Source organism: Kitasatospora sp. NPDC043949, assembly GCF_056435365.1.
Genome location: NZ_JBWKEQ010000079.1, coordinates 1 through 12,205, shown reverse-complemented (window position 1 = coordinate 12,205; position 12,205 = coordinate 1). Strand labels below are relative to the sequence as shown.

Annotated in this window: 10 protein-coding genes; 8 read left to right on the top strand and 2 right to left on the bottom strand. The window is 72.9% G+C overall.

The genetic code is table 11. The annotated features are described in order from the left end of the window. The first annotated feature begins 504 nt into the window (after positions 1–504). Positions 505–1,818 carry a helix-turn-helix transcriptional regulator gene (locus AC07AL_RS36305; protein WP_478319441.1) on the top strand — a complete coding sequence of 438 codons (1,314 nt, stop codon included), beginning with the start codon at positions 505–507 and terminating at the stop codon, positions 1,816–1,818. Then, positions 1,815–2,633: a class I SAM-dependent methyltransferase gene (locus AC07AL_RS36300; protein WP_400810122.1), complete on the top strand. Its 819-nt coding sequence runs from the start codon at positions 1,815–1,817 to the stop codon at positions 2,631–2,633. Before AC07AL_RS36305 ends, AC07AL_RS36300 begins: the two co-directional genes overlap by 4 nt. A gap of 176 nt (positions 2,634–2,809) precedes the next feature. Here the strand turns inward: AC07AL_RS36300 and AC07AL_RS36295 are convergent, their stop codons facing one another. Beyond that, positions 2,810–3,730, bottom strand: coding sequence for a LysR family transcriptional regulator (locus tag AC07AL_RS36295; RefSeq protein WP_478319440.1), 921 nt, complete (start codon positions 3,728–3,730; stop codon positions 2,810–2,812). A 96-nt stretch (positions 3,731–3,826) separates the two neighbouring features. On the opposite strand from AC07AL_RS36295, the gene AC07AL_RS36290 reads away from it, so the two are divergent. The 4 genes from AC07AL_RS36290 to AC07AL_RS36275 all read left to right on the top strand — a co-directional run bounded on the left by AC07AL_RS36290 (position 3,827) and on the right by AC07AL_RS36275 (position 7,834). Further along, entirely contained in the window at positions 3,827–4,531 is a 705-nt protein-coding gene (locus AC07AL_RS36290; protein WP_363587284.1) for a succinate dehydrogenase cytochrome b subunit, read from the top strand. Then, positions 4,528–6,471, top strand: coding sequence for a fumarate reductase/succinate dehydrogenase flavoprotein subunit (locus AC07AL_RS36285; protein ID WP_363587283.1), 1,944 nt, complete (start codon positions 4,528–4,530; stop codon positions 6,469–6,471). Before AC07AL_RS36290 ends, AC07AL_RS36285 begins: the two co-directional genes overlap by 4 nt. Then, positions 6,468–7,205 carry a succinate dehydrogenase/fumarate reductase iron-sulfur subunit gene (locus AC07AL_RS36280; RefSeq protein ID WP_363587282.1) on the top strand — a complete coding sequence of 246 codons (738 nt, stop codon included), beginning with the start codon at positions 6,468–6,470 and terminating at the stop codon, positions 7,203–7,205. Before AC07AL_RS36285 ends, AC07AL_RS36280 begins: the two co-directional genes overlap by 4 nt. A 383-nt stretch (positions 7,206–7,588) precedes the next feature. After that, complete coding sequence (locus AC07AL_RS36275; protein WP_363587281.1) at positions 7,589–7,834, top strand: hypothetical protein; 246 nt, start codon at positions 7,589–7,591, stop codon at positions 7,832–7,834. A gap of 77 nt (positions 7,835–7,911) precedes the next feature. Here the strand turns inward: AC07AL_RS36275 and AC07AL_RS36270 are convergent, their stop codons facing one another. Then, a complete protein-coding gene (locus AC07AL_RS36270; RefSeq protein ID WP_363633590.1) occupies positions 7,912–8,847 on the bottom strand; it encodes a DUF2797 domain-containing protein in 936 nt (311 codons plus the stop codon). 89 nt (positions 8,848–8,936) lie between these two features. Between AC07AL_RS36270 and AC07AL_RS36265 the strand changes: the two genes are divergently transcribed. Together AC07AL_RS36265 and AC07AL_RS36260 are read left to right on the top strand one after the other, a co-directional pair. After that, complete coding sequence (locus AC07AL_RS36265) at positions 8,937–9,608, top strand: maleylpyruvate isomerase N-terminal domain-containing protein (RefSeq protein ID WP_478319439.1); 672 nt, start codon at positions 8,937–8,939, stop codon at positions 9,606–9,608. A 136-nt stretch (positions 9,609–9,744) separates the two neighbouring features. Continuing rightward, positions 9,745–11,889 (top strand): restriction endonuclease, encoded by a 2,145-nt coding sequence (locus AC07AL_RS36260; RefSeq protein ID WP_478319438.1) that lies wholly within the window; start codon positions 9,745–9,747, stop codon positions 11,887–11,889. Positions 11,890–12,205: the final 316 nt, after the last annotated feature.

Here is a 12,205-nt window from a genome sequence, read left to right as displayed (position 1 = left end):
TCCCCCCCCCCCCCCCCCCCCCCCCCCCCCCCCCCCCCCCCCCCCCCCGCCCCCCCACCCCCCCCCCCCCCCCCCCCCCCCCGCCCCCCCCCCGGCCCCCCCCCCGCCCCCGGTCCGTCGTTCCCCCGAGCCGTCGAGCAGCCCCTCTCGATTGCCGAGTCGGCCTCGACTGAACTGGGCCAGTAGAACTGCGCACGGCCCGTATCACCCGCCGCCGGGCGTTCGGTACGGCCTCGGCAGTGGGCAGCACGCGAAAGCCGAACGGGGCAGGGGTGACCGTTTGGCGAGTGGCGACGGACATGAGCGCGGACCTTTCAACCGGACGAGGTCGGCAGGGGGCCGATTCGCGCCGGGATTCACCCGGCAGGTAGCTACAGAACCGCCTCCAACGCCGGTGAACCAGAGCAGAATAGAAGCGGCAATGAGGCATCCGTGCTGCAAACCCGGGCATGACCTGGCCTGTTATGGCTGCAGACGAACTGACGTACCTCCGGAGGACGCGGGATGGCATCCAGGAGGTCCCGGCTGATCCAGCGCAGGGAGGCGGTCGGGCACACCCAGGAATCCCTGGCTGAAGCCCTCGACGTGGACCGTACGACCGTGGGGCGATGGGAGAGCGGCAGAGGCGCCCCACAACCCTGGATGCGGCCGAAGCTCGCCCGCGCCCTGAAACTCTCGGTCGACCAGTTGGCCGACTTGCTGGCAGCACCCCCTGCAGTCGCCGAAGCAGTTCCACCGTCCAGCAGCGTCAGCGAAGCCTCGCTTCTTGTGCCTGCCCGGCGCACGGACCACGACAACGACCTCGTATCGGCCGTGGCAGCCGACTCGGCAGAGTCCGCGCTGTTCCTCCGTTTCGCGAGCGCGTCCAACGTGGACGACACTCTGCTCGAACAGATCGACGCGGACATTGCGAGGCTGGCAGGGGACTACGTGAGCAAGCCGGTGTTCGAGCTCTTCCACGACATCGGTACCCTCCGGCGAGGAGTGTTCGACTTACTCCGAGGTCGCCAACACCCTTACCAGGCAAGCCATCTCTACCTGCAGGCCGGGCGCCTGTGTGGCCTGGCCACCCATGTCGCCCTCGACCTCGGCCAGTACACAGCTGCGGCTACGCATTCGCGAACAGCCTGGCGCTGCGCGGAGTCAGCCGGCCACAACGGTCTCCGGGCCTGGATCCGATCCGTCCAGTCCCTGATCGCCTACTGGCAGCAGGACCACGGCCAGGCGGCCGAGCTGGCCAGAGCCGGGCTGCCGTATGCGGACAGCGGGACGATCGCAGCCCGCCTGCTCAGCCTCGAAGCACGGGCTGCTGCGGCGCTCGGCGACAGCGCGAGCGCGCTACGGGCCGTGGAAGCTGCCGAGGCGGCGCGGAGCGCCGTAGCCGGAGTGGATCTTCCCGGCGTATTCACGTTTCCCGATGCCAAGCAGTGGACCTACGCCGGCACCGCCCTCCTCGCCCTGGGCAGTCAGCGTCACGTGAACCGCGCCATCGAGGCGTCCTCCAGAGCCATTGCCCTGTACGAGTCCGCACCGCGGCAGGAACAGTCCTCCGGCGACCTGCTGGCGGCCCGCCTCGACCTCGCCAACGCCCACCTCGCCCACGGCGACCTCGACGGCGTGCAGGAGAAGCTCTCGGTGGTGCTGGACGCCGCACCGGACCGGCGAACAGCGAGCATCTCCAGCCGCCTTCGGGCGCTGAGCACTCGTCTCGCCGAGCCCGCCTACGCAGGCTCCCCGATCGTCCTGAGTCTCCGTGAGAATGTCAGAGAAGCCTGCTCTCGACCCGCACTCACGAACCCTCCGGAGCTGCCACAGTGACGAGCAACACCGCACAGCAGGACGCCGCAGTCGCCGACAAAGCGATCCTCGCGAACAGCGCCTACGCAGACGGACGCCACCTGGCCGCCCGCCAGTCCATCTACCGCTGGCAGCAGCCGCGGTACGACCTGCCCGGGATCGTTGTCGAAGAGCTGGCCGGCACAAGCGGGATCGTCCTCGACGTCGGTTGCGGCAACGGCAAGTTCGTCAGCCGTCTACACAAGGACCGGCCGGACCTTCAGGTCGTCGGGATGGACATTTCGGCGGGCATCCTCGCCGACGTCGAGAAACCGGTCCTGGTAGCCGACGCCCAGGCCCTGCCCTTCGCCGACGACAGCGCCGACGCCGTGTTGGCCCTGCACATGCTGTACCACGTCGGTGACATCGAGGCCACGATCAAGGAACTGGCCCGCGTCCTCCGGCCTGGCGGCATGCTCATCGCCTCGACCAACAGCGACACCGACAAGCAGGAACTGGACCAGCTCTGGGCCCAGGCCGCAGGCGACATCCTCGGGATTCCCAAGGGGCCAGCACGGGTTTCCCTCAGCTCCCGCTTCTCCCTGGAAAAGGCCCCCGGCTACCTCGGAACAGCGTTCAAGGACATCCGAGTGCGGGAACTGCCTGGCGCCATCGAGATCACCGATCCTGCGCCGATCGTTTCCCACCTCGCCTCCTATGAAGCGTGGGCTGACCAATGCGGCGTCCCTTTCCGCGAGACGGTCAGTCGGGCGGCAGAGATCGCTGCCGCCGCCATCAAGACAGAAGGCTCATTCAAGATCACGTGCCTCGGTGGCATTCTGACTTGTAGGCGGTAAGGCGGCCGAGTGACATGGTCACTGCCTAAAACGACAAGGTGGTTTCCTCGCGTCATCATGGCTGCTCTGGTCCATCTGGACTCCTCCAGGGCGAAAAGAGCAGTCGTTCATATGCCGTCCGGTCGGCCTGATCCCCACCTGCCGGCGGGGAGGGCCGCAGGTGGTGGCCCTCCCCGTCACAGCAACAGGCGGGTCCCCGGTGGGAGTTCACCGGATCCGGCGGCGTGGTGCAGATGTGCCAGCAGGGTCGTGCGCAGGGCCCCTGCGGCGCGGGTGAGCGGCACTTCGTGGCCGTGCGCGACGGCGATGGTGCGGCCCAGGCCCGGCCCGGCGAAGGGCGTGACCGCGAGGCCCGAGCGGGCCGCGACCATCCCCGGGACGACCGCGGGCCCGAGGCCGGCCCGGACGAAGCCGAGCACCGCGTCCATCTCGCCGCCCTCCACCGCGAACTCCGGCTCAAAGCCCGCCGCCCGGCAGGCCGCCAGGGTCGCCTCCCGGACGTCGTAGCCCTCCCGGAACATCACCAGCGGGCGCCCCTTGAGCTCCGCCACCCGGACCTTGCGCCGGGCCCGCCGCTCGGCGGAGACCAGCACCAGCTCCTCGTGCAGCAGCTCGGTGACCGCGAGGGCCGGCGTCGCCTCGCCGCTCGGCGGGGTGATGATCAGCGCGAGGTCCAGCTCCCCCGCCGCCAGCCAGCGCACCAGATCGCGCGAGCCGCCCTCGCGGACCACCAGCGCCACCCCCGGGTAGCGGTCCCGGAACAGCCGCAGCACGTCCGGCACCAGGCTGGTGCACAGGCTCGGCGGCGCGCCAAGCCGGACCCGGCCGCGGCGCAGCTGGACCGTCTCCTGGACGGCCAGCCGGGCGCTCTCGGTGTCCGCGAGGATGCGCCGGGCCAGCGGCAGCAGCGCCTGCCCGGCGTCGGTCAGGGCGATGTTGCCCCGGGTGCGGTGGAACAGCTCGGCGCCCAACTCCCGCTCCAGCGAACGGATCTGTTGCGAGAGTGACGGCTGCGCCACGTGCGCCGCCTCGGCCGCCCGGGTGAAGTGGCGGGTCTCGGCGACGGCCAGGAAGTAGCGGAGTTGCTGGAGCTGCACCCCACCAGGATAGGCCGCATCGATAGGTCCTGACTATCGTCGTGAGCCGCAGCATGTCTTGGACGCACCCTGGCGACCGTCCCTACCGTTGCTGCCATGACAACCGCGACTCGGACGGCCCGGCATCCGTCCACCCTGGCGACGCTCTGGCGGTCGACCGTCGGCAAGAAGGCGGTCATGGCCGTCTCCGGACTGGCCATGCTGCTCTACCTGGTCGCGCACATGCTGGGCAACCTCAAGGTGTTCGCCGGCCCGGACGACATCAACGGCTACGCGGCCTGGCTGCGCACCATCGGCCAGCCGTTCCTGGGCCACGAGTGGTTCCTGTGGATCGCCCGCTTCGGCCTGCTCGCCGCCGTCCTGCTGCACGGCGTGTCCGCCTACCAGCTCAGCCGCCGCGACCTCGCCGCCCGACCGAGCAAGTACGTCCACAAGCGCCGCCGGGCGAGCTACGCGACCCGGACCATGCGCTGGGGCGGGGTGATCCTGGCGCTGTTCATCGTCTGGCACATCCTCGACCTGACCACGCTGACCGTGAACCCCGCCGCCGAGCACGGCCGCCCGTACCAGAACATCGTGGCCTCCTTCGGCCAGTGGTACAGCTGCGTGATCTACATCGTCGCGATGCTCGCCGTCGGCCTGCACATCCGGCACGGCTTCTGGAGCGCCGCGCAGACCCTCGGTGCCAACAACGCCCGCCGGGACCGGGCGCTCAAGCTGACCGCCAACGGCCTGGCGCTCGTGCTGACCGCCGGCTTCCTGTCCGTCCCCGTGGCCGTGATGTTCGGAGTCGTCAAATGAGCTACCTGGACTACACCGTCGGCGAGCCCGTCGCCGACACCAAGGCCCCCGCCGGGCCGATCGAACAGCGCTGGGACCAGCGGCGGTTCGAGGCCAAGCTGGTCAACCCGGCCAACCGGCGCAAGCACACCGTGATCGTGGTCGGCACCGGCCTGGCCGGCGGCGCGGCCGGCGCCACCCTGGCCGAACAGGGCTACCACGTCGTCCAGTTCTGCTTCCAGGACTCCCCGAGGCGCGCTCACTCGATCGCCGCCCAGGGCGGCATCAACGCGGCCAAGAACTACCGCAACGACGGCGACTCGATCCGCCGGCTCTTCTACGACACCGTCAAGGGCGGCGACTTCCGCGCCCGCGAGTCCAACGTGCACCGACTCGCCCAGGTGTCGGTCGAGATCATCGACCAGTGCGTCGCCCAGGGCGTCCCGTTCGCCCGCGAGTACGGCGGCCTGCTGGACACCCGCTCCTTCGGCGGCGTGCAGGTCTCCCGCACCTTCTACGCGCGCGGCCAGACCGGCCAGCAACTGCTGCTCGGCGCCTACCAGGCGCTGTCCCGGCAGATCGCCGCCGGGAACGTGGAGATCCACCCGCGCACCGAGATGCTCGACCTGCTGGTCGTCGACGGCCGGGCGCGCGGAGTCGTCGCCCGCGACCTGGTCACCGGCGCGATCAGCACCCACACCGCCGACGCCGTGGTCCTCGCCAGCGGCGGCTACGGCAACGTCTTCTACCTCTCCACCAACGCCAAGAACTCCAACGCCACCGCGATCTGGCGGGCCCACCGGCGCGGCGCCCACTTCGCCAACCCGTGCTTCACCCAGATCCACCCCACCTGCATCCCGCGCTCCGGCGACCACCAGTCCAAGCTCACCCTGATGAGCGAGTCGCTGCGCAACGACGGCCGGATCTGGGTGCCCAGGGCCCAGGGCGACACCCGGCCGCCGGCCGAGATCCCCGAGGACGAGCGGGACTACTACCTGGAGCGGATCTACCCGGCCTTCGGCAACCTGGTGCCGCGCGACATCGCCTCCCGGGCCGCCAAGAACGTCTGCGACGAGGGCCGCGGCGTCGGCCCCGGCGGGCAGGGCGTCTACCTGGACTTCGCCGACGCCATCCGCCGGCTGGGCCGGGACGCCGTCGCCGCCAAGTACGGCAACCTGTTCGACATGTACGAGCGGATCACCGCCGAGGACCCGTACCGGGTCCCGATGCGGATCTACCCCGCGATCCACTACACGATGGGCGGACTCTGGGTCGACTACGACCTGCAGACCACCGTCCCCGGCCTGTTCGCCGTCGGGGAGGCCAACTTCTCCGACCACGGCGCCAACCGGCTCGGCGCCAGCGCGCTCATGCAGGGCCTCGCCGACGGCTACTTCGTCCTGCCGCCCACCCTGAACGACTACCTGGCCCGCAACCCGCTGCCCGCCGTCCCCGCCGACCACCCGGCGGTCACCGAGGCCGAGGCCGAGGTCGAGGACCGGCTGAACCTCATCCTCGCGGTGGACGGCGACCGCACCCCCGACTCCTTCCACCGCGAACTCGGCGAACTCCTCTGGGACGAGTGCGGAATGGCCCGCGACGAGGCCGGACTGCGTCGGGCCCTGGCGCGGATCCCGCAGCTGCGCGAGGAGTTCTGGCGCCGGATCAAGGTGCCCGGCACCGGGCAGGAGCTCAACCAGTCGTTGGAGAAGGCCAACCGGCTCGTCGACTACTTCGAGCTCGCCGAACTCATGTGCCTGGACGCCCTGCACCGCGCCGAGTCGTGCGGCGGCCACTTCCGCACCGAGAGCCAGACGCCCGACGGCGAGGCCGCCCGGCGCGACGAGGAGTACGGCTACGCCGCCGCCTGGGAGTTCACCGGCACCGGGACCGCCCCCGTCCTCCACCGCGAGGCCCTCGACTTCGCGTACGTCCACCCCACCCAGCGGAGCTACGCATGAACCTCACCCTGCGCATCTGGCGCCAGCCGGGCCCGGACGCCCCCGGGTCGATGACGACCTACCAGGTCGGCGGCATCAGCCCCGACATGTCCTTCCTGGAGATGCTCGACAGCCTCAACGAGGAGCTGATCACCAGCGGGGACCAGCCCGTGGCCTTCGACCACGACTGCCGCGAGGGCATCTGCGGCGCCTGCGGCATGGTCATCAACGGCCAGGCCCACGGCCCCGAGCGGACCACCACCTGCCAGCTGCACATGCGGCACTTCCGGGACGGCGACACCATCGACGTCGAGCCGTGGCGGGCGGCGGCCTTCCCGGTGGTCAAGGACCTGGTGGTGGACCGCTCCGCCTTCGACCGGATCATCGGCTCCGGCGGCTACATCTCCGCCCCCACCGGCAGCGCCCCCGACGCGCACGCCACGCCCGTCCCCAAGGAGGCCGCCGACACCGCCTTCGAACACGCCGAGTGCATCGGCTGCGGCGCCTGCGTGGCGGCCTGCCCGAACGGCTCGGCGATGCTGTTCACCTCCGCCAAGGTGGTCCACCTCAACGTGCTCCCCCAGGGCGCGCCGGAGCGCGCCTCCCGGGTGCGGAACATGGTCACGGCGATGGACGCCGAGGGCTTCGGCGGCTGCACCAACACCGGCGAGTGCGCCACCGCCTGCCCCAAGGGCATCCCGCTGCCCAGCATCGCCGCGATGAACCGCGAATTCCTGCGGGCCGCGCGAGGTTGACGGGCCACGCCGACCGGCCCCGTGCCCCCGGGCGCGGGGCCGACGGCGTGCAGTGGGGCGTACGGGGCATTCGCACGCTCCTCCGAGGGGTGGTGGATCGTCAGGTCCCGCGCCCGCACCCGGGAATTCGCGCTACCGTGGTGCTCCGCTACGGAAGGACGGCATATGCCCGAGGTTCAGTCCTGTTCCGGTTGCGGCGGGTCCGGGGGGACCCAGAAGACCGAAGCCACGGTCGAACGGGACGAGGAAGGGAGCATGGTGCCGAGGATCCACACCTTCTGGTCGCCCTGCGGTCGGTGCCACGGATCCGGGACGGTGATCGCCGGATGAGGCTGGTCTTCGAGTGTGTCGAGTGCGGCGCACACTACCTTCCGCCCGAGAGCATGGCGTACCCGGACGGGCCCGCCTCCCCGATCTGGTGCTCGCGCTGCCAGGCGGCCAAACGGTCCGCCGGTGTCCAGGATGACCCGCTGCTCACCCGCGTGGCCCTGGCCGCCGCCCGGGCCGCACTCGCCCGGCGCACCGCCGAGGGCGAGCCCGTCGCGCGCGCCGACGTCCGCCCGTCCCGGCCGCCGCTGTCCCGCCGGGCCCACTCCGGCCCGGGCGGGGTGCGCAGCAAGCTGGGCTGAGCCCTCAGCCCCCGCCCCCGCCCCCGCGCTCGCGCTCGCGAGGGACCGTCCCAGCCCGGCGGCGTCCCTGGCCCGCTCTAGAAGAGCGCCTCCTGGGTGTCCGGCTCCGGCGGGCGGACCCGCTCCTCCAGGGCCACCCCGGACGTCGGACGGCCGGAGACGGGCGCGAGCGTCCAGCCGGTGAGCAGCCGGGTGTCCAGCAGCAGCGGCCCCGAGCCGTCGGCCTGGTCCAGGAACAGGTGGCGGCCCACCGGCGGGCGCAGGGTGCCCGCGATCACCGCCCCGTCGGCCAGGCCGCCGACCTGCCGGTACGCCTCCGGGGCGCCGTCGGACAGCCCGAACCGCGCCACGTGGTCGACCACCGGGCGCTCGGCGAGCAGTTCCAGCGCGTGGCCGGCCAGCAGGCGGTGCGCCTGCGCCCGGGCCTCGGCCAGCACGGCCCGGCGGTACGGCTCGTCGCCGTGCGCCCACCAGTGCTCGGTCTTCAGCCTGGCCTTGAACCGCTCGCGCGCCAACCCGGAGGCGGCGACGGTGAGTTCGGCGCGCCGGATGGCCGGCAGCCCGCCCCGGGCGGTGAACGCGTAGGCCAGTGCGCCCTGTTCGAGCAGTCGGCTGTCGCCGCGCTGCTCGGCGGTCAGGCCGACCTTCAGCAGGCCGTCGCCGAACCAGGCGAGGTAGAGCAGGTACGTCCGGCCGTCGTCGAGGATCTGGTCCCGGGCGAGGGCCAGGCCGCGGTCGACGCTCTGGCAGGCCGGGCACTGCACCGCGGCGCCGTCCGGCGCGATCACCGCGTGGTGCGGGCACGGGGTGCGCTCCGCCGCCCCGGCCAGCCAGGCGCCGGTGCAGCGGCGCGGCCCGCCCAGCAGCCAGCCGACCTCCGCGCCGGGCGTGACGGCCCGCTCGTGCGCCTGGCCTGCGCGCACGGCGCCGAGCAGGGCGCGGCCCTCGTGCCAGCTCAGCCCGGTGGAGACCCAGCCGGCGGGCCGGTCCGGGTGCTGCGGTGCGATCGTCACGGGCATCCCTCCCTCTCGAACCAGTGCAGAGTACCCGCCACCCCTGACAGTGCTCCCCCTGACAGTGCCCCCTGCTAGCCTCCGCGATCATGACGCCCGACACCGCCGCCCAGTCCCCCGTCACCGCCGACGACCTCGCGCTCGTCCTTCAGCTCGCCGCCACCACCCTGCGCGCGGCACCCGCGGACGCCGACTGGTCCCAGCCCGCCGGAACGGTCACCTGGGACTGCTGGACCACCGTCGAGCACCTCGCCGACGACCTGCTCGCCTACGCCGCCCAGCTCGGCCCGGCCGCCCCGCCGCGCGAGCGGTACGTCCCCTTCGCCACCGAGCGCCGCTTCCCCGGCGGGCCGAACAACTTCGTCCGCGCCGACCGCGCGAGCGGGCCCGACGGGCTGATCGAGGTGCTGGAGGCGAGCGGCGGGCTGATGGTCGCGATCGCCCGCGCCGCCACGCCCGAGGTCCGCGCCTACCACCCGTGGGGTGTCGCCGACCCCGCCGGGTTCGTCGCGATGAGCCTGGTCGAGACGCTGGTACACCTGCACGACGTGGCCCAGGGCCTCGGCCTGCCCTGGGACCCCCCGGCCGACCTCTGCCGCCGCGTCCTCGCCCGCCTCTTCCCCGACGTCCCCGTCACCTCCGCCGACGCCCCCTGGCCGACCCTCTTGTGGGCCACCGGCCGCACCCCGCTGCCCGGCCGGCCGCTGCGCACCGACTGGCGCTGGCACGCCCGGCCCGAGGACGCCCCCCAGGTGCACTGACCGGTGCAGTGCAGCCGCGCTGCTCCCGGGGCTTGGCCCGGTGGGGTGTTCACGTTCTATTGTTGCGGGCGCGGTTGGCGGCGCGGCCGGGAGGTGGGCGGCGCGACCGGTCCGGCGTGCAATGAAGGGGTGGACGGTGGCGGGGCGGCGGAACGACGGAGTGCTGGCGATCTGGGCGGAGGCGCAGCGGCAGCAGCAGCGCCGGGAGGAGGCCCGCTGGCGTGCCGAGGCGGCGCAGCAGCGCCGGCTGGAGCGCGAGCAGCGGGATGAGCAGCGGGCGACGGCCCGCAACGAGCGGGAGGCGCAGCGGGCCTACCAGCAGTCCCGGGAGGCGGAGGCGGCCCGGCTGACGGCCGAACTGGACGCCCGCGTCGAGGAGTTGCGCGGGCTGCTGGCCGCCGGGCTGGCGGCGCCGGCGTTCGGCCCGCAGGCACTGCTGGCCCCGCGCCCGGTGCCGCCGTTCGACCCGGGCCCGCTGGGCCGGCCGGTGGAGCTGCCCGATCAGGGCGGCCCGAAGTACCACGTGCCGCCGCCGGACCAGGTGCAGGCGCGCAATCCGGGGGTGCGGCGGCAGTACGAGCAGTACCTGGCGCAGGCCCGGGCCCGGTTCGAGCAGGACTGGTACGCCGCCCAGGCGCAGGAGGCCGACCGGCAGCGCCGGCTGGCCGTGTACCACCAGGAGTACCTGGCCTGGGCGGCGCAGTTCCGCCGCCAGGACGAGGACCGCGCCGCCCGTACCGAGGAGTTGCTGCGGCGGCTGCGCGCGGGCGAGCCGGAGGCGGTGCAGGAGTACTTCACCGCCGGTCTGTACGCCTCGGCGGCCTGGCCGGAGGGCTTCCCGCACCGGCTGGTGGCGGCCTGGGAGGCGTCGACCCGGCAGCTGGTGGTGAACTGGGAGCTGCCCGGCCCGGACGTGGTGCCGGCCGCCGGCCGGGTGCGGTACGTGAAGACGGACGACCGCGAGGCGGAGGTGGCCCGCCCGGCGACGGAGCGCAAGGCGCTGTATCGGGAGGTGCTGGCGCAGTCGGCGCTGCGGCTGGCGGCGGAGCTGTTCCGGGCGGACCGGGACGGGATGCTGGACTCGGTGGTGCTGAACGGCTTCGTCCTGGGCATCGACCCGGCGACCGGCCGGGAGGCGGAGCGCTTCCTGTCCACCCTGACCGCCTCCCGGGCCGAGTTCGCCGGGCTGGCGCTGGACCGGGTGGCGCCGGTGGACTGCTTCCAGGGCCTGGGCGGCAAGCTGTCGGCGCGCCCGGAGCGGCTGGACGAGGTGCGGCCGGACCGGCTGCCGGAGACGGTCGGCGGAAGCCTGGCCGGACACGGCGGCGACGGCGACCCGGACCTGTTCGAGATGGACCCGATCGAGTTCGAGGAGCTGATCGCCGAGCTGTTCCGGCTGCGCGGCTTCCGGGTGATGACCACGGCCCGCAGCGGCGACGTCGGGGTGGACGTGGTCGCCGAGGACCTGGACCCGGTGACCGGCGGCAAGATCGTGATCCAGGCCAAGCGCTACCGCACGACGGTGCCCCCGACGGCCGTGCGCGACCTGGAGTCGACCGTCCGGCACCACGGGGCGAACAAGGGCATCCTGGTGACCACCGCCGGCTTCGGCCGCGGCTCGTACAGCTACATCGAGGGGAAGCCGCTGACGCTGGTCAGCGGGCCGGAACTGGTGGAGCTGCTGGCCGAGCAGGGGCTGCGGGGGCGGCTCGGCGGCGGCTCCGCGGAACAGGAGAAGCCCGCGCCGGCGGCCGCGCCGACGGATCGTCACAGCAGCCTGACGGTCAGCTGGCAGAGCCGGACGGCCGGCGGCGACGCGGTGGAGCTGGACGTCACCGCGTTCCTGTGCGCCGCCGGGCGGGTGCTGAGCGACGAGCACTTCGTGTTCTTCAACAACCCGCAGGACCCGGACGGCGCCGTGCGGCTGCACCCCACCCACTCGGTGCCGGGCGAGCCGGCCCGCGCGGTCCGGCTGACCCTGAACCTGGAGCGGCTGGCGGCCACGGTGGACGAGGTGGTGGTCGCCGTCTCCACCGAGGAGGAGGAGCCGCGGGCCCTGCCACTCGGCTACGTGCACGGTGTCGCCCTGGCGGCGACGTACGGCCCGGGCGCGGCCGGTCCGGTGGAGTGGGCGGCCGGCACCGGCGGCGTGCCGGACAGCGCGATGCTCATGGGTTCGTTCCAGCGTGCGGGCGGCGGTTGGCAGTTCAGCCCGTCGGGCCGCGCGGTGACGAACGGTCTGCTCGGGCTGGCGGGCGCGTTCGGCGTCGCGGTGGAGTAGCACGGGACCATCGTCCGCAGCACGGGGACCATGGTCCTCAGGGGTCGGTGTCATACCTGAGGAGGAGAAGACCCCCGCCGAGCCGCCGAGACGGCGGGGGTCGCCCCTCCTCGGGACATACGCATCGCGCTCGAACGGATTGGGAGGATGGAACGGAACCCCGAATGTCCGTTCCCGCCCTCAGGAGCACCCCCGTGACGACCCCCGCAACCGCCGTCCGTACCGGCCTGGCGGCCGCCCGCGCCACCGGCCTCAACAAGGTCTACGGGGACGGGGAGACCCGCGTCGTGGCCCTCGACAACGTCAGCGTCGACTT

Bases quoted from the DNA above. Each gene is read 5' to 3' on its own strand.
- AC07AL_RS36280 (WP_363587282.1), top strand. From the start codon at position 6,468: ATGAACCTCACCCTGCGCATCTGGCGCCAGCCGGGCCCGGACGCCCCC.
- AC07AL_RS36275 (WP_363587281.1), top strand. From the start codon at position 7,589: ATGGCGTACCCGGACGGGCCCGCCTCCCCGATCTGGTGCTCGCGCTGC.
- AC07AL_RS36285 (WP_363587283.1), top strand. From the start codon at position 4,528: ATGAGCTACCTGGACTACACCGTCGGCGAGCCCGTCGCCGACACCAAG.
- AC07AL_RS36265 (WP_478319439.1), top strand. From the start codon at position 8,937: ATGACGCCCGACACCGCCGCCCAGTCCCCCGTCACCGCCGACGACCTC.
- AC07AL_RS36305 (WP_478319441.1), top strand. From the start codon at position 505: ATGGCATCCAGGAGGTCCCGGCTGATCCAGCGCAGGGAGGCGGTCGGG.
- AC07AL_RS36290 (WP_363587284.1), top strand. From the start codon at position 3,827: ATGACAACCGCGACTCGGACGGCCCGGCATCCGTCCACCCTGGCGACG.